This window comes from Dyadobacter sp. UC 10 (assembly GCF_008369915.1).
Taxonomy (GTDB): domain Bacteria; phylum Bacteroidota; class Bacteroidia; order Cytophagales; family Spirosomataceae; genus Dyadobacter.
Genome location: NZ_VSRN01000001.1, coordinates 245,677 through 263,943, shown reverse-complemented (window position 1 = coordinate 263,943; position 18,267 = coordinate 245,677). Strand labels below are relative to the sequence as shown.

14 protein-coding genes are annotated in these 18,267 nt (G+C 48.8%); 11 read left to right on the top strand and 3 right to left on the bottom strand.

Annotated features, from left to right (window positions below):
- The first annotated feature begins 114 nt into the window (after positions 1-114).
- On the top strand, positions 115-1,611 hold the full coding sequence (locus FXO21_RS00955) for a PQQ-dependent sugar dehydrogenase (protein ID WP_149638341.1): 1,497 nt from the start codon (positions 115-117) through the stop codon (positions 1,609-1,611).
- 39 nt (positions 1,612-1,650) lie between these two features.
- On the opposite strand, the gene FXO21_RS00950 is transcribed toward FXO21_RS00955, so the two are convergent.
- Both FXO21_RS00950 and FXO21_RS00945 read right to left on the bottom strand, forming a co-directional pair.
- Positions 1,651-4,299: an ABC transporter permease gene (locus tag FXO21_RS00950; protein ID WP_149638340.1), complete on the bottom strand. Its 2,649-nt coding sequence runs from the start codon at positions 4,297-4,299 to the stop codon at positions 1,651-1,653.
- Positions 4,296-4,634 (bottom strand): PadR family transcriptional regulator, encoded by a 339-nt coding sequence (locus FXO21_RS00945; protein ID WP_149638339.1) that lies wholly within the window; start codon positions 4,632-4,634, stop codon positions 4,296-4,298. Before FXO21_RS00945 ends, FXO21_RS00950 begins: the two co-directional genes overlap by 4 nt.
- Before the next feature lie 272 nt (positions 4,635-4,906).
- On the opposite strand from FXO21_RS00945, the gene FXO21_RS00940 reads away from it, so the two are divergent.
- From FXO21_RS00940 to FXO21_RS00920, 5 genes are read left to right on the top strand one after another with little or no spacing between them, the layout of a single operon-like run.
- Positions 4,907-5,239, top strand: a complete 333-nt coding sequence (locus FXO21_RS00940; protein WP_149638338.1) for an ArsR/SmtB family transcription factor — start codon at positions 4,907-4,909, stop codon at positions 5,237-5,239.
- Positions 5,240-5,295: 56 nt separating this feature from the next.
- Positions 5,296-5,871 carry a DUF6428 family protein gene (locus tag FXO21_RS00935; protein ID WP_149638337.1) on the top strand — a complete coding sequence of 192 codons (576 nt, stop codon included), beginning with the start codon at positions 5,296-5,298 and terminating at the stop codon, positions 5,869-5,871.
- A 15-nt stretch (positions 5,872-5,886) separates the two neighbouring features.
- Positions 5,887-6,336 carry an arsenic resistance N-acetyltransferase ArsN2 gene (gene arsN2, locus FXO21_RS00930; protein ID WP_149638336.1) on the top strand — a complete coding sequence of 150 codons (450 nt, stop codon included), beginning with the start codon at positions 5,887-5,889 and terminating at the stop codon, positions 6,334-6,336.
- Positions 6,333-7,382 (top strand): ACR3 family arsenite efflux transporter, encoded by a 1,050-nt coding sequence (gene arsB / locus FXO21_RS00925; protein WP_149638335.1) that lies wholly within the window; start codon positions 6,333-6,335, stop codon positions 7,380-7,382. Before arsN2 ends, arsB begins: the two co-directional genes overlap by 4 nt.
- Positions 7,383-7,393: 11 nt before the next feature.
- Entirely contained in the window at positions 7,394-8,170 is a 777-nt protein-coding gene (locus FXO21_RS00920) for a metallophosphoesterase family protein (RefSeq protein ID WP_149638334.1), read from the top strand.
- Positions 8,171-8,224: 54 nt separating this feature from the next.
- Here the strand turns inward: FXO21_RS00920 and FXO21_RS00915 are convergent, their stop codons facing one another.
- The gene (locus FXO21_RS00915) at positions 8,225-8,932 is read right to left on the bottom strand and encodes a FadR/GntR family transcriptional regulator (RefSeq protein ID WP_149638333.1); all 708 of its coding nucleotides are present in this window, start codon (positions 8,930-8,932) and stop codon (positions 8,225-8,227) included.
- A gap of 182 nt (positions 8,933-9,114) precedes the next feature.
- Here FXO21_RS00915 and FXO21_RS00910 point away from each other — a divergent pair, with 182 nt between their 5' ends.
- The 5 genes from FXO21_RS00910 to FXO21_RS00890 all read left to right on the top strand — a co-directional run bounded on the left by FXO21_RS00910 (position 9,115) and on the right by FXO21_RS00890 (position 18,265).
- On the top strand, positions 9,115-12,450 hold the full coding sequence (locus FXO21_RS00910; RefSeq protein ID WP_225865513.1) for a SusC/RagA family TonB-linked outer membrane protein: 3,336 nt from the start codon (positions 9,115-9,117) through the stop codon (positions 12,448-12,450).
- Positions 12,451-12,466: 16 nt separating this feature from the next.
- Entirely contained in the window at positions 12,467-13,987 is a 1,521-nt protein-coding gene (gene nanU / locus FXO21_RS00905; protein ID WP_149638332.1) for a SusD family outer membrane lipoprotein NanU, read from the top strand.
- 81 nt (positions 13,988-14,068) lie between these two features.
- Complete coding sequence (locus FXO21_RS00900; RefSeq protein WP_225865512.1) at positions 14,069-15,253, top strand: sialidase family protein; 1,185 nt, start codon at positions 14,069-14,071, stop codon at positions 15,251-15,253.
- Complete coding sequence (locus FXO21_RS00895; protein ID WP_149638331.1) at positions 15,231-17,456, top strand: sialidase family protein; 2,226 nt, start codon at positions 15,231-15,233, stop codon at positions 17,454-17,456. The genes FXO21_RS00900 and FXO21_RS00895 overlap by 23 nt, the downstream gene beginning before the upstream one ends.
- Positions 17,453-18,265 (top strand): SGNH/GDSL hydrolase family protein, encoded by an 813-nt coding sequence (locus tag FXO21_RS00890; protein WP_149638330.1) that lies wholly within the window; start codon positions 17,453-17,455, stop codon positions 18,263-18,265. The genes FXO21_RS00895 and FXO21_RS00890 overlap by 4 nt, the downstream gene beginning before the upstream one ends.
- Positions 18,266-18,267 lie beyond the last annotated feature (2 nt).

The following is an 18,267-nucleotide window of genomic DNA, read 5'->3' as shown; positions in this document are numbered from 1 at the left end:
ATTTATAAAACAGTACTCCTGAATCAGGTTTGTTGCACTTTCATCCTCCGTGCATGGCAGACATTTGAGAAGCGAAATGGAACAGTTCCATTTTGACCATCAAAACTACCAGCAATGAAAAGGACAACCTTACTCTTAATTTTACTGGCCTCTTTTCAGGCATTTTGCCAAAACACACCGACGGAGAGACAGTTGATCGAAAATACTATTCAGTTATATTTTGATGGCTGGGCAACGGGCGATACCACAAAGCTGGCAAAAGCCATGCATGCTTCCTGTCATCTGAAGAATTACCGGGATGGGAAATTTGCCAGTTTTTCGAGAAGTCAGTATCTCAGCCTTTTCAAGCCTCACGAACGGCCGAAAAACCTGCACACGCAGATCGTTGCTTTGGATATTACCAACAATATGGGCAGCGCAAAGGTTGAGATTATCAATGAGCGGGAGGTATTCACAGATTACTTCAATCTGATGAAAACCAATGAAGGCTGGGTGATTGCCGATAAGGTTTCCACCCGCACACCGCATAAGACAACTGGCGCGATTCCTCAGAAAGAAACAATTTTAGATGGCCTGAAACGTCCATGGAGTATGGCTTTTATCTCCGAAAATGAAGTGCTGATCTCGGAGAAAGAAGGGGATCTGATCAAATACAATTTGGAGAAAAGAGAAAAAATCAGGGTCAAAGGCTTTCCGGCCGATCTGGAAGATAATCTGGACGGCTTTGGTGATAATACAGGCAAATTCGAAGTGCTGCTCGACCCGGATTTCAGGACTAATAGGTACATCTACCTGTCTTATGCCGCCAAAGCTCAGAAGGGAAGAACTACAAAAATCGTCAGGGCGGTTCTTGAAAACGAATCTCTACAACAGATCAAAGTGCTGTTTGTAGCAGAACCTTACACCGACCAGCGGGTCCATTATGGTGGCGGAATGCTATTTGGGAGTGATGGTAAGCTATATTTTACAATCGGCGAAAGGATATTTACCGAAAAAGATGAACCAGTGCTTCCCATAGCGCAGAACGTGGAAGACAAGAGAGGGAAGATCTACCGCATCAATTCGGATGGCACTATTCCAAAAGATAACCCGGACTTTGGAGATAAAGCCACTCCCGGTCTGTATGCAACAGGTATCCGGGCGGCCCAGGGTTTAGCGCGGGACCTCCATACCGGCAAAATCTGGTTCAGCGAGCATGGTACGCACCAGGGGGACGAAATCAATGTACTGGAAGCTGGCGCCAATTACGGCTGGCCCATGAAGACAACTGGCAAATACCGTTTTGCTGAGTTTGCGCCTGCACCTATCCCGGGAAATAATTATAAGGAGCCTGTGTGGTCCTGGCTGCAAACAGTGGCGCCAACCGGTCTGCATGTTTATTGGGGCACCGAGTTTGCCGGATGGAACCGGAATCTGCTTGTGGGCGGATTATCAAAGGGCAGCCTGTGGCGGCTGGTACTAGAAGGCGAAACTATTAAGAGCGCTGAGGAATTATTTACGGACGACCGGTTAAGGATACGGAAAGTGATACAAAGCCCGGCGGGTAAATTGTATCTCCTTTCCGATGAAACAAATGGGAAGTTAATAAGGGTAAAGAATGCGGGTTTATGATCGTAAAAACCAACGCTGCATGTTCTGGCTGATACCAACCTACTCACTCCGCAAACTCTTTACCGGATTCATCAAAGCGGCACGAACCGACTGAAAGCTGACGGTCAAAAAGGCCACGATCACTGCCAGCAAGGCGGCTTCCAGGAATAGGAGGGCGCTGATATTGATCCGGTAGGGATAGTTTTGCAGCCATTTGTCGACCGAATAATAAGCCAGCGGGAAGGCGAAGATGAAGGATACACAAACCAGTTTGAGAAAATCTGATGTAAGCAGCCGGGTGATGCTGCCTACCGATGCGCCCATCACTTTTCGCACACCGATCTCTTTCGTGCGCCGCTCGGCCGACAAGGTAGCCAGCCCAAACAGGCCAATGCAGGAAATAAAAATGGTCAGTATGGTGCCGAAAAGCATGATCTGTTTCCATTTGGCTTCCGATTCGTACCGTTTCCGGTTCTCCTCGTCCATGAACTTGTAAGAATAGGAATTGAGTGGAAAAAGACGGGAAAATGTAGTCGCAATATGACGCAGGCTGCTCGTTTCAGTGCCGGGTTTGATCTTGACAATAAATCTTCCGTAAGCATTCCGTGCTTTCATCGTAAAAAGCTGCGGGCCGATTTTCTCGCTCAGATCCGTGTAATGATAGTCTTTGACAACACCCACAACCGTGTATTTCATATGGTTATCATACCAGAAATCAACAACCTGTCCGATCGGGTTTTTCCATCCGGCCTGCTTTGCAAAGCTCTCGTTCACCAGTACGGATCGATTTGAATCCGTAGGGAAATCGGCAGAAAAGTTGCGTCCTTTCAAAATGGGGACCTCGATGGCGGGCAGGTATTCCGGGTCAATGGTTTCGTAAGTAAAGCCGATCTCCGTGTTTCCATTCACTTTGGCATTACTGTTCCACCTTCCTCCATTCTTAGGGGCGACAGCGAGTACGTTCAGATCTTTTTGTAGCTCCTGCCTGACCAGCTGCGCCTCTTCACGGGTAAGATTTGATTTGCTGACGCTAACCAGGTGTGCATCATTGTAACCCAGGTCCTTGTTGATCAGGTAGTCAAATTGGGAATTGATCGTTAATGTGCCAATGATGAGGAAAGATGCGATTGTAAACTGCAATACGACGAGGGAGGTCTGTAAATGGTTTTTTCCCGAAAGCTGCATTCTGTTGTAAAGCGTTTTAACCGGAGTATAACCAGACAATACCAGCGCGGGATAAAAACCGGCAAGCAAACCGGTAACTGCGAAAAGAGAAAGATAGCCCAGAATCAGCCTGGCATCGAAAAGGTATGAAATTTCCAATGCCTTGTTAGAGAGGTGATTAAACGTAGGCAAAGTGAGCTGAACGAGCACCAGGGCCAGCATAAACGCAGCCAGACAAAGCAAAAATGATTCCCCGAGAAATTGCACGATCAGCTGTCCGCGGCCGCCGCCGACCACCTTTCGGACACCGATTTCTTTCGCACGTTTCAAAGACCGGGCGACGGTCAGGTTGACAAAGTTGATGCAGGCTATCACCAGTATAAACAGGGCGATGCCTGTCAGTATGTAGGATAATTGCGGATTACTATGTCCCGTCAATCCATTGTCGGCTGGCAAATCGGCACTCAGGTGCATATCCGTAAAGGGTTGGAGCGTATACTGCTTGTGCTCTTTCATACCAAATTTTTCGGCCACTTCCTTAATCGCCTCCTTGGCGTCGGCATTGTAAACGAGGTTCATTTTTTTCTCTACCAGAGACACATTGGAACCCGGACGCAGCAAAACGAAGGTATTGAGAAAGGTATTGAACCAGTTCTGGCTCCGCTCCATTTCGCCTTTTTCGGCCAGAAATGGGACCAGTATATCGAATTTAATAGATGAATTCTGCGGTGATCTGCGGGCTACACCTGTCACGGTGAAGGGTTCAAACTTTGCATCCGGGTCGAAACTGGCTCTCATTAAAATCGATTTTCCCAGCACATCCCTGTGCCCGAAATGTTTTTCAGCCATTTGCTCGGAGATAACCACGGATTTGGGTTCACGCAAAGCTGTCTGAGGATCGCCGCTCAGCAGTGGAAACGAGAAGATGGAAAAGAAATCCGAATCGGCCCGAAACACTTCCTCACTTTTAACCTCGTTTCCTTTTTTGATATCGTTCCGATCCACGTGATAGCGCGCGAATGCCACAATTTCCGGCACGCCTGCCGCGAATTTCGGCCCCTGCAAATACCCTGTATTTGCCATTACGCCTGTTTGCTGCCCGGCCGGCGAAATATACTTGCTGGTAATACGATAAATGGCGGGGTTGTTAGCGTGGAACCGGTCGTAGCTTACTTCGTCTTTGGTATATAGCAGGATCAGCATGGCGGCTGCAAGGCCGATACTCAGCCCGGTGACGTTGATAAAGGAGTAAACCTTACTATGGGCCAGGGTTCTCCATGCGACCAGAAAATAATTGCGGATCATATCGCGGCTGAATGTATAAGTGGACGGATGAGGTGATTTTTGTCTGAGTATGTATCTCGGTTTCAGAAAGCCAAGTGCCTCGCGCCAGTAGCGTAGCCGCGCTTTCCGCAAACCCGTTTTTTTGCTTTGAAAGTGAAAATCTTCGTGAAGATCTCCGAGGATGGTTTCGATTAAATGCGGGGCGCAGATCCAGCAAAGAAGCTTGTCGGCCCAGGCAGGCGGCTGTGGGGTTTGTTTCATAAATCAATGGCCAGCTTAAAAGGTTTGACGATCCGCGACCAGAGATTTTCCCGAAGTTCCTTAACCTGCTGCAATGTATTTTGTCCGTAAACTGTGATCGTGTAAATCCGCTTCCGCCGCCCGCCGCGTTCGGCAGTGGGTTCGCCCATATGCGATTTCAGCATCCCTTTTTCCTCCAATCGCTGTAATGCAGAATGGATCTGGTTCAGTCGCACCTCGCGGCCGGTTTGCTCCGCAATTTCGTGGCCCAGTGCAACACCATAAGCCTCACCCTGAAGCGCGGCAACGGTTAGCAAAACGATTTCTTCAAATTCACCCAGATAAGCCCTGTTCATACCAGATCATTAGTTCTATATTTGCTGATCAAATACTTTGCCAGATTTGGAGATGCAGTTTATTGGGTTGAAATTTAGCTGGTTAGTGAAAATGCAGCTCTTGCAAAATGTTCGAAATCGAACGGTGGTTGTTCGAAGTTGTGGCTATACTTTGCCTGAGGGAACCGGTATTTTCCTGACGCTGGTTGTTTGGTTTTTCAAGGTCGATAAATTCTTGCGTTAAATATCCATCGTAATATTGCAATTAATAAATTGCCGCCTATATTTGCATCATGGGAGTTACGAAAACCGAAATATTCACCGAGCAGCAGAACCGTCTTGCAGATCTGGCAAAGGCGTTCTCGCACCCGGCCAGGATTGCGATCCTGCAACTATTGATTGCCAGGAAAGCCTGTGTGTGCGGTGATTTGGTGGATGAATTGGAACTTGCCCAGGCCACAGTCTCCCAACACCTGAAAGAATTGAAACGGATTGGGATCATTCACGGAGAAATCAATCCGCCGCGGGTTTGCTATTGTATTAATCCCGCGGTTTGGGAAGAAGCACAGCGGGCGTTTGGTTCTCTGTTGAATACGTTTACTGTAACCACATCCTGCTGTAACTAGGCAGGACATTTTTTTGAGAATATCAATCGTAATATTACATTTAACCAGTAAAAGCTATGAACCAATCAAATTCTGCGGTGACCCGCGATCCGATTACCTGGGGTGAACTCAAAAATAACCTCAAACAAAATCCTGATCTGCACCTGCAATTCCAATATGAAGAGGGCAGGTTTGTGGACAATTCTTATCACATTACCGAGATCAAACAGGCGCCGATCGTTTCGGTGGACTGCGGCGGGGTAATGAACAGCTGGACCGAAGTAATCGTGCAGCTGTGGGAGCCGTCGGTGAAAGAAGCAGACCGGTCAATGAAAGTAGGTAAGGCCCTGAAAATTATTGAGCTGGTTGAAAAATCGCTTCCACTGGACCCCAATGCAACCGTTAAGATCGAGTTTGGGAATTCGAAGTTCGATACGCGGCAAATGTATCCAGGCGAGTTTGTTGCCGACGGTGAAACATTTTCGGTTAACCTGGTTCCCGACTTTACCCAATGCAAGGCGCTCACCCGCAACCAGAGCTGCGGCACATCGCCGGCAGATGCCTCATGTTGCGCACCTGCCGCTGTAAAGCAGGAATTGGAATTAGTCGCTTCTGATGCGACGTGCTGCGAGCCTGGCTCAGGATGCTGTTAATCAAATCAAAAAATTATGGGTATTCAAATCGATCATGCCAGGCCGGAGGAAAAGGAATCGGTGGTCAGCTTCCTAAAAAAAGCTGACCTGCTTACAGAAGATTTACCCAGCAGCCTGCGCAATTTTCTGTTGGCAAAACATGACGGGACGCTTATCGGAGTCGCAGGCCTTGAAATTTTCGGGTCCGTTGGGCTCTTGCGCTCAGTTGCTGTCGAGCCTGCCTGCCAGGGCAAAGGTATCGCTGGCCAGATGGTCGGGCAGCTACTGGCAGGTGCCGCCGAGCAGGGATTGCAAGCGGTATACCTGATCACGACCACAGCTGACCATTACTTTGACCGGTATGGCTTCATGGCTGTTAACCGTGAGCAAGTCCCGGAAGCAATTCAACAAACCCGGCAATTCGGCAGCCTTTGTCCTTCATCAGCTGTCGTCATGAAACGGAATTTAAAGTACCAAACTGGATGAATACCCGACGTCTTTCTTTTTTAGACCGTTACCTGACTTTATGGATCTTTCTGGCCATGCTTGTAGGTGTGTCAATTGGCTATTTCATGCCGGGCACACCTGATTTTATTAATCAGTTTAATTCCGGGCAGACCAACGTGCCGTTAGCGATCGGCCTGGTGCTGATGATGTACCCGCCCCTGGCCAAGGTGCGCTATGCCGAGCTGCCAAAGGTATTTAACAACACAAAGATCCTTGTGCTTTCCCTGCTTCAAAACTGGGTCATTGGACCCCTGCTGATGTTTGGCCTGGCCGCAATTTTTCTTCCGGATAAGCCCGGGTACATGACCGGACTGATCATGATCGGCATTGCCCGCTGCATTGCGATGGTTATTGTCTGGAATGACCTGGCTAATGGCGACCGCCTGTACGCAGCAGGATTGGTAGCTTTTAACAGCATATTTCAGGTCTTGTTTTATTCGGTTTATGCGTACGTGTTTGTAACGGTATTGCCACCCGTCTTTGGTCTGAAAGGCTTTGAGCAGGGCCACCTGGTGGCAAACATAACGATCGGTCAGGTCGCGCAAAGCGTATTCATTTACCTGGGCATCCCGTTTTTGGCTGGCATTATTTCAAGGATCGTATTGACCAGGCTGTTTGGCAAAGATTGGTATGAAAATAGATTTCTTCCAGCCATCAGTCCTGTTACGTTAATAGCCTTGCTGTTCACCATCGTAGTCATGTTCAGTTTGAAAGGGGAGTTGATTGTCAGTATACCGTTTGATGTGCTCCGTATTGCGCTGCCACTGACAATCTATTTTGCAATTATGTTTTTCTCTGCTTTCTATTTGTCGAAACGTGCCGGTGCGGATTATGCCAAATCCACATCCCTGGCATTCACTGCAGCAGGTAACAATTTTGAATTAGGTATTGCGGTTGCAATCGCTGTATTCGGGATTGATTCCGAAGCAGCTTTCGCTGCCGTGATCGGCCCGCTGATCGAAGTGCCGGTATTGATCCTGATGGTCAATTTCGCGCGCAAACAACAACACAAATTTGCCAATTAACCACTTATTAAATGAGAATTGCCCTTTTTTCAGATATTCACGCCAACCTTCCTGCCTTGGAGGCGTTTTTTAATGATGTTGAATCCAGAGATACCGACGCTATTTATTGTTTGGGGGACCTGGTGGGTTATAACATCTGGCCTAATGAAGTGATAGATCAGATCAGGAAACGCGGTATTCCTGCCATTGCCGGTAATTACGATTTTGGAATAGGAAGGAGCAGCGATGACTGTGGCTGTGCCTACAAAACGGACGATGAAAAAGAAAATGGCAAAGTGTCGATTGCTTACACAAATGAAATTATCAAAGACGGGCAGCGGGCGTACCTGAGGGCCTTGCCGGCCCACATCCGTCTGGACTTTCAAGGCCACGATAGACCGCTGTCGGTGCTGCTGGTACACGGCAGTCCGCGCAGGGTCAATGAGTATTTGTTTGAAGATCGGGACGAAAATAGCATGCTGCGGATCATGGAGCAGGCCGGTACAGATGTGATGCTTTTTGGCCATACCCACAAACCTTATCACAGGATCCTGCATTGCCCTCAGGAAGACGGCACCGTCCAGTTCCGCCACGCGGTCAATATCGGATCAGTAGGTAAGCCCAAGGATGGTGACCCCAGAGGCGGTTATGTGATCCTGCATATGAATGCCGATGCATCCATTTCGGTTAAAGAAAGTATTACAGTTGAATTTATACGCTTTGAGTATAATATTGAGAAAGCGGCCAAAGCGATAGAAGACAGTATACTTCCAGATGCCTATGCAGAATCATTGCGTCGGGGAAAATAAAACAGTGCGCTAATCTGGTATTGATGCCCGCCTGTGGTGGTCTTCATTAACCGGTTATTTGGTCGCCTGCGCGATGTTGCCTGTCTGATAATAAGGCAGGAGGTGTTTATACATGGCTTGTCTGAATTCGTCAGCGGTGCCGTTTTTAAGTACTTCGATAAGATCGTGGTGGGTTACAGGATCCGGAATTTCCACGTGCATCCGGAATTTGTCTGAAAATACGTGATTGAAAACCGGTATCAGTAAGTTTTGAAAACGTGCGAAGGTTTCATTTCCAGACATTTCATACAGTTTTCCATGAAAGGCTACCTCTTCCTCGATCGTCAAGGCATCGTTATTCTGCTGCCTCGCTACGATCTCTTCGAGTTCCTGGACCTGCGCCTTGGTTTTTCTCGCGAAAAGAAACTCTGAAACGCCCATTTCCAGGATTAGCCGCATTTCAAAAATATCCTTAAGATTGTCTTTGCTGAGAATCATAGGATTAAGTACCTTCTCAATCCCTGCAAGCAGGTCGGGCTGTGCCATCACCATCCCTCTTCTGGGCCTGGCTTCTATCATCCCCAGCATCCGAAGCCTGCTCAGTGCCTCCCTGACTACATTCCGGCTCACATTCAGCTGCGTGGCCATGTCCATTTCGTTTGGAAGCGGGTCTCCCGGCTTGAACTTGTTATCCTCAAAATATTGTCGCAGCGAGTTTTCAACTCGATCGGTCATGGAGAGATTGCTGACCGGTGATAGTAAAGTGGTGTTGGTTTTACGCATAGTTGTATCAGCCTTTTCGGCGGCTCAAAGGTAGTAGTTTTTCAGCTCGCAGTTATTTTTTTAACACATACAAAAAAATAATATCACAAATCAACTTGCAATTAAATATTGCTATTATATTTGTCCTACAAATAAAACTAAGAAGAAAATTTGGTAAACCCTTAATTTAATATGTCTTCGAAATGGCAAAACAGACAAAAGTAAATATGAAACACATGTACTTTCGAAATTGGAAGATTAATATAATCTTCGTTTTTGCACTTCTTAGCAACGCTGCACTATTTGCACAGGGACGTCTGATTCAGGGTAAGGTTACAGCCGCAACCGGCGAAACCGGCATTCCCGGCGTAACCGTAGTCGTAAAAGGGACCCAGGCTGGCAGTCTCACGAATGCAGAAGGAGCATATGAGATCAATGCTTCTTCTGGCCAGGTACTGATCTTTAGTTTTGTCGGGTATAAGTCCAAAGAAGTCACGGTGGGTTCTGAGAGCAGGCTGAATGTCGTTCTCGAAGACGATGTGACCATGCTCAATGAAGTGGTGGCTGTGGGTTATGGTTCCCAGTCCCGGCAAACGGTCACCACATCGGTGGCCAAGCTGGATACCAAGGTTCTTAAAAATGTAGCTTTATCAAATGCCGCGTCATCTTTGCAGGGAACGATCCCTGGCCTTCGCGTAGTCAACACGTCGGGCCAGCCTGGCAGTACGCCCACAATCCTCCTCCGCGGTGGGGCATCCATCAACAGCCCCGGCTCACCACTTGTGGTAGTAGATGGTATCGTGCGTACATTCAATGACGTTAACCCGTCGGATATCGAATCGGTGGAGGTATTGAAAGATGCCGCGTCGACTGCGATTTACGGGGCAAGGGCCAATAATGGGGTAATACTGGTAACCACCAAAAAAGGGAAAGCAGGCTTTTCGGAGATTCAATATAAAGTACGGACCGGGATCAATTACCTCCGCACCGCCTACGATTATGTGGAGGCGCGTGATTTTCTATATTATAACCGGCTCGGTGTCCGTCGGACCAATACTGCCCGCTCGCAGGGTGGCGTAGCGCCGCTCGTTCCGGATAATCAGACCGGTTTCGGCACAAATCTGCCTCACATTTACTCGACCTTAAAAATAGGCAATGCCAACCGCGGACAATTCCAGTCGCTTCTCGGCCAGGGTTATGGCTGGCTGATCGATCCGTTCAATGATGTGGATACGCTGATGTACAAAGACTATGGAAATGAGCTGAGAAATGCGGCTTTCAAAAATCCGGCGATCACCCAAGACCACTATCTGAGTTTCACCGGGGGAAATGAAAAAGCGAAATTCGCTTCCAGTGTCGGCTATTATAAAGAAGATGGGTTGGTGGTAGGTACCAAATACGAGCGTTTCTCGGGATCATTAACCGGATCATATCTCATTAAACCCAACTTTGAAGTATCGTCTTCGGTAGCATTTACATTATCCAAACTTCCTCCCATTTATCAGGAACCTGCGAATATTTTTTACCGGGTACAAAGTCTTTGGCCCACATTCAAGCCTTTTGATGATAACGGTAATCCGAATCCAAACAATGGCGTGGCAAATGGTAATCCGTTGTACTACCTGAACCAGTATGTAAGAAAGAACGAAGCACGCAAAACGACATTGAATGTCGGAGCCCGCTGGGAAATCGTCAAAGACCTGGAATTACGGGCCCAGATAAATGCCTATTACACGGATGATCTGAATGAATCTTTCAATAAATCCATTCAGTACCAGACTACTGCGGTTCCTGACATCACACGGGCAGCTTCTGCCAGATATCAAAGATTGTTACAGCAGCAACACAACCTGACGCTAGGATATGTAAAGAGCTTAAAGGGGCATAACGTAAGTGTGCTTGCCGGAGGCGAATATTTCGATGTGTCAACCCTGGATTTTTCGGCAGCTGGAACTAAGGCGGCGACAGACTTTATCTACACCCTGAATGCCGTCACTGAAAGGACAGCTACAGGCACATCATGGGTTCAGCAGCGGATATTGTCGGCTTTCGGTCGTTTGAACTACGATTTCGATGGAAAATATCTCCTATCTGCGGTGATGCGTTACGATGGTATTTCCAGACTGGCAAAAGGAAACCGCTGGGCTTCATTTCCGGGCGTATCGGTTGGCTGGAACATGCACCGCGAAGCGTTTTTCGCGAACCTGGGACTTGACCGATACATAAGCACCTTCAAACCGAGAGCGAGCTATGGTGTGAACGGAAACGTGGCGGGCGTGGGCGAATATGAAGTGCAGGGCGGCTATGGTATTCAGACACTTTATGGCGGACAAGCCGGGTTCCTGAATACCGCAATGGTCAACACCAACCTGAAATGGGAGCGTTCTGCTTCCATTAACGTGGGCGCTGATATCGGTATTCTCAAAAACAGGGCAACGATTTCCTTCGATTATTTCAACCGCACCACCAGCGAATTGCTGACCAACCTCGCGCTTCCGAGCTACACCGGGTTCGGCAGCATCCGTACTAATCTGGGAAGTCTGCGTAACCGCGGTTTTGAGCTGGATATTAATGCAAATGTGCTTCGCCTGGACAATGGCCTGACCTGGGATGTGGGTGTAAATACCTCTTTTGTAAAGAACCGTATCATGAAATTGCCTGTGAATGGCAATGAACGGAACAGGCAGGGAGGATATGAAGTATACGATCCCGCGCAGGGCAAAAATGTGTGGGTAGGAGGGATCCAGGAAGGAGGGATGCTGGGCGATATGTTTGGTTACAAACAAGAGCGGATATTGCGAGACTGGGACGATGTAAATCAGTCGGTACCTGGCCGTTACGATGCAATCGCTGAGTTATACGGACCAAAAGCTTATGCCGATCTGGCAAATAAAACCGGTAAGTATCCTATCGAACCCGGTGATGTGCTATGGGCCGATCTCGACAACAACGGGATCATCAACACGCTCGACCGGGTGAAAGTAGGAAATATGTTTCCGAAATGGACAGGCGGTATGACCTCTACACTTACCTACAAAAACCTCAGCTTGTCGGCAAGGTTCGATTATGCACTTGGGCACACGATCTACAACGATGTGTATGCACGTATTCTGGGCCAAATGCAGGGGACTTTCAATGTGATCACGGACGTTCGTAAAATGTGGAGCGAGGAAAATATGGATACTGATCTTCCCAAATTTTACTATGGTGATCAGGTGATCAAAAAGAACATTACCCGTTCCAACAACGCAGCCACTGCCGTGGACAACAACAGCTCCCGGTTTTATGAAAAAGGGGATTATCTCGCCCTCAGAGAACTTACGCTGGCTTATACACTTCCAAAAGCATGGACTTCCAAAGTCAAAATGTCGAATGTGCGGGTCAATGTGACCGGGCAAAACCTGAGCTATTTTACCCGTTACACCGGTACAAGTCCCGAGCCGGGCGTTGCCGGGAACAGCCCCCAGCTGGCCGGCCTGGATGCAGGACGCTATCCTTTGCCTAGAACACTGCTGTTTGGTCTGGAAGTATCATTTTAAATGCAATCGAAGAATTATGAAAAAGATAACATTTCCTGTTTTCCTGAGCATGCTCCTGTCGCTGGCGACTTCGTGCAGCAAGACCGAGCTTGACCTTTCACCTATCAGCAGCATTACGGACGACAACTTCTGGAAGGCGCCCGAACAGTGGGAGTCATTTGTGATCGGCATCCACGCACGTCTACGGACCCATACGTATAATTTATTTGTGCTGGGCGGCATGCGGGCCGATGAATTTGGAGAGACGTCTTTTGGTGGGGAATCTACCAACAACCGGGAGCGACTTTGGCTCAATACTATCAACATCAGCAATCCGGGCGTAAACTCTTACGGAGATTTTTACAGCAATATCAATCAGATCAACCTGCTGATCGAGAAGACCGAACAGACTACGATATTGCCGGAGGCCAGCAAGGCGTATTATCTCGGGCAGGGTTATGGCATGCGGGCATTTTATTATTTCCATCTGCTGCGTTCCTGGGGCGACGTGATTATCCACGAAACAGCGACTTCTACTTTCGATATCAACAAGCTGGCAAAGCCGGCCTCGCCGGCAGCAGATGTGATGGCGCTCATCAAGTCGGACCTGGGCAAATCGGAGGCTGCTTTCGGGACGAATTACACCATTAAATTGAATAAAGCGATCTGGTCAAAAAGTGCGACATTAATGCTGAAAGCCGAGACATACCTCTGGTCGGCGAAACGGCTCAATGGCGGGGCGGCCGATGCTGCAATTGCCAAAACAGCGCTCACGGATATCCAGCAGAATGTGCCGGCATTCGGGCTGCTGCCAAACTATAAAGATGTTTTTAGCCACGCCAATAAGGGCAACAAGGAAATCATATTCACGATACGCAACGAGCTGAACGAGTATACGTTCATGGGCGGTGAGTTCGCGCCGTTTTTACCGCAGATTAACTACATAGGCAACTACTATGACTCCCTGTCGAAAGTGAAAATCGATGTGCAGAAGGATCTGGTAGGTGGAACGGGCGGTTTTCAGGCGCCGATCAAGAAAAGCACATACCGCAGCTTTTCGGGTGAAGATTCCCGAAAGTACGCTTCAATACAAGGCGCTTTTTCACTGGTAAACGACCAATATGTCCTCGCCGGTTGCTACCTGGCGAAATATCAGGGCATTATTAACGCCGGCAGCCGTGTGATGGTGGACGATTATCCGATATACCGTTATGCCGATCTGCTGCTGATGCTGGCCGAGGCCAAAACTGTGCTTGGGGAAGATCCGGCAACGGAAATTAACCTGGTGCGGCAACGTGCCTATGGGACTAACTATAAGCCAGCCGTGCATGGCTTTCCCAATCAACCCGGCGATAAGGTATTGCCCGAAATGATTCTGAAAGAGCGGTACTTCGAATTCATCGGAGAAGGAAAGCGCTGGTACGACCTGCTGCGTTTCGGAAAAGAATATGTAATCAAATACACGACGGTTACGGAAGATTACAAACTATTGTGGCCGGTAGATCTCAATACGCTTACCAACAACAAAGCACTCAAACAAACCCCCGGCTATCTTTAACCAGTAGCAACAACTCCGGTCCCCGAACCGGAGTTGTTGAAAAAAAGACGCTGCCTATTCCTGAACCCCTGAACATTTGATATGAACGACATGCCGTCAATGACCTTTTTTAAATGGCTTACCAAGTTCCGGTTACGTTTGATCGCCGCCGGAGTTGCTGCTGCAATGACAATGGGAAGTCCCGCATCGCAAGGCCAGTCCGGCCCGCAGGTTACATTACAACTTTTACCTGGGACGGACAACCCGCGCAACAGCGAAGGCGATTTTGTCACCCTGAAAGATGGCCGCATTCTTTTTGTGTACACCCATTTCACGGGAAAATCTGCCAGCGATTTCGGTAACTCACACCTGGCCGCACGCTACTCGTCGGATGGTGGCAACACCTGGACAGACAAAGATGAAATCGTAGTGGAAAACGAAGGCGCCATGAATGTGATGTCGGTGTCTTTGCTCCGGTTAAAAAACGGGAAGCTGGCTTTGTTTTATGCCCGTAAAAATTCCATTAATGACTGCATTCCTTACCTGCGGATCTCCGAAGACGAGGGCAAAACCTGGAAAGAGCCGGTGGCGTGCATCACCGACCGCCCCGGCTACTATGTCTTGAACAATGCACGGGTGATTCAGTTGCCATCGGGCAGACTGCTGGTACCCGTGGCTTTGCACACGTCCGACGTGAAAGGCGTGTCACCGGAGAAGCTTGAGTCGAGTTTCAATAACTATGGACAATTGTTTTGCTATTATTCGGACGATGACGGTAAGTCCTGGAAACGAAGTGCGCAGATCAAAGTGCCTGATGCAGTAATGGCCCAGGAGCCCGGACTGGTCGAATTGAAAGACGGATCTGTGATGATGTACATCCGCACGGATCGTGGTATGCAGTATGCATCCTATTCCAAGGATAAGGGCAAAACCTGGCAAGTGGCCGTGCCTTACAACCTTCCTTCACCTTTGTCCCCGGCTACTATCGTCCGTGATCCGGCTACCGGGCAACTGGTGGCGATCTGGAACAACTTCGGCGTTTTGGGACTGGGTTATGGAAAAAGGACACCATTCAATATCGCCGTTTCGGCAGACGAGGGAGTGAGCTGGAAGCAGGTTAAAACCATTCACGACGATCCGGATGGGCATTATTGCTATACCGCCGCACGCTTTAATGCACAAGGCGATCTGCTGCTGAGTTATTGCGCTGGCTTTCGCTCCAAGGGTACTGGTCTTTCTATCACCAATCTGACAAAAATCAACCATGGCTGGCTTTCCTCTAAATAAACGTACTGTAATTTCCTGCCTGATGGCGGCGGCCACGCAGCTGGTCTCTATCGCGCATAGTCAAACCAGCGATATCACCGGAGAAACCGTTCTCAACCTGAAATCCAGTGCTGAAAACCCGCGTAATACCGAGGGTGGCATGGTCACGCTCAAAGACGGACGTGTACTGCTGGCTTACTCCCGGTTTGATGGTACCGCCAGTGACCACGCACCTGCGCGGCTAATGGGCAGATTTTCGTCTGACGGCGGCAAAACCTGGACCAATGAAGACCATCTGGTTCTCGAAAAAGAAGGCGATATGAACATCATGTCCGCTTCCCTGCTTCGCCTGAATAATGGGACGATCGCCCTGTTTTATGTTCGCAAAAATTCGATGGACGATTGCATTCCACAGGTACGTTTTTCATCAGACGAAACTAAAACCTGGTCTGCTCCTACGCCGCTCATAACCAATGAGAAAGGCTACTTTGTTTTGAACAACGACAGAGTGATCCAGACCGGCAGCGGCAGGTTGATCGCGCCTGTTTCGCTTCACAAAACGGCTTCTGCCCAGTGGAGCAACAAAGGAAGATTAAATTGCTATTACTCCGATGACAATGGACAATCCTGGAAAAGCGGAAAGGTAGTACCCACGCCCGACTCGGTGATCACGCAGGAGCCGGGAGTAGTGGAACTGGCCGACGGCCGGATCATGATGATTATCCGTGCCAGTGGTGGACGTCAGTATCAAACGTACTCAGACGATCGTGGAGCAAGCTGGTCTATGGCAATGCAATCAAGCCTGAATTCACCTGTTGCGCCTGCGTCGGTCAAGCGCATGCCGGGTTCAGCCGACTTGCTGGCCGTACATAATAATAATGGGTTGTCGGGTCCGGGTTATTTCAAAGCCAAACGTTCCCCGCTGACCATTTCGGCCTCTCGCGACAATGGAAAGAACTGGGTCGCGCTGACAAATATTGAAACCAACCCAAACGAGGAATATGCCTATACCTCGATCCATTTTGAGGCGGACCATGTGCTGCTTTCCTATTATGTGAATCCCGAAGGCAATAATGCCAAAGGTTTGAGCCTGAAAGTGAAACGGTACAGTCTCGCGGCCATTAAAGACCGGCTCGCGAAAGAATGGACGTCCATTGCGCTTAAAAACGAGGCGGAAAGAGATAAAAACCTGCCCATTTCTTTGCAGCTCAATCCAGGAGGTGACAATCCCCGCAACAGTGAGGGAGACTTCGTCACATTGAAAGATGGCCGGATCCTTTTTGTATACAGTCGCTATACCGGAGGCTCATCCAGTGACCATGCGCCCGCCTACCTGGCCGGCCGGTATTCTTCGGATCAGGGTAAGACATGGACTAGGGAGGATCACATAGTTGTGGAGCGTGAGGGAGATATGAACGTCATGTCGGTTTCGATGCTCCGGCTTAAAGATGGAAAAATTGCACTTTGGTATCTGAAGAAAAACTCCGAAACAGACTGCAAGCCACTTCTCCGCCTTTCTTCCGATGAAGGAAAAACATGGTCAGCGCCAATCTCATGCATTACCGATCAGGAGGGATATTTTGTACTGAACAACAGCCGCGTGATCCAGCTCAAAAACGGAAGGCTCATCATGGCGGTGGCGCGGCACGGGGACGACAATGGTAAATGGAGCAACCAGGCAACGTTGTTCAGTTACTACTCCGACGACAGCGGAAAAACCTGGAAATCAGGCAAATCTGTCCCGAACGATACCAAGATCATCACCCAGGAACCGGGGCTGGTCGAACTTAAAGACGGACGTATCCTGATGATCATCCGGGCGAGCGGCGGCAAGCAGCAAATGTCGTTTTCCAGTGATAAAGGCCAGACCTGGTCGCACATCCAGGAGACGAACATTTATTCGCCTATGTCACCGGCCACGATTGTCAGAATGCCCAAAACGGGTGATCTGCTGATGATCTGGAACAATAACCCCAAAAGAGAAAGCGATTGGCATGGCGGTGTACGAACCCCGCTGACCGTGGCCATTTCCAAAGACGATGGCCTGACCTGGACGAATGTGAAGAACATTGAAACCGATCCCGACGGCTGGTACTGTTATACTGCTGCGCATTTTACAAAAAACGATGTATTACTGGGCTATTGCGCCGGCAGCCAGTCTGCAAAAACACATTTATCTGTGCTGAGAGTGACGCGTATCAACCAGAAATGGCTTTACAAATGAGCGATCGGCAGACGAAGCATACCCTCCCGAGACGACTCTTCTTGAGAACATTGAGCGCCATTCTGCCTGCCGGTGTTACCGCGCTGGCGTATGGTGGTGAGGCGGGTTTGCCTGCAAAAACGATCGTTAATCCCCAGGATATAGATCGTATCGCTGAGATCCTCCGCGATCCAAATCCCCACATTTGGGTATTCACCGGCGACAGCATTACGCACGGGGCAAAGCATACTGCGGGCCGGCGTTCGTACCCGGAGATATTTGAGGAAAGATTGCGCTGGGAGCTTACAAGAACACGCGACTGGGTGATCAATACCGGCATTAGTTCGCAGACTACTGCCTCCATATTACAGGATTTTCATTGGCGGGTTTCCCGTTTTGAGCCCTCAGTGGTGTCCATTATGATCGGTACCAACGATTGTTCAAAACCGGAAATAACGTCGGCTGTTTTTGAAAAGAATCTCGTATCGCTCATCGGGCAGATCAGAGCATTGAAAGCGGTACCGGTCTTACATACTCCTAATCCGATCATTCTAAACCTCTCGCCTGAACGAAAAACGCTTCCCGATTATGTGAGCGTGATCAGACAGGTGGCTGGTTCCAGCCAGGTGCTGCTGGTTGATAATCATGAATATTGGGAGAAAAGACAAAGCAAATTTCTCAATGACATTTACCGGCAATGGTTGAATGACAGGCTCCACCCGAACTACGTGGGACATCAGCAGATTGCACGGTTACTATTTAAGACGCTGAACATTTTCGATCCCGAAGCACCTGCCTGCGGAGGAGAATATTTTGAAGGACAACATTGAGA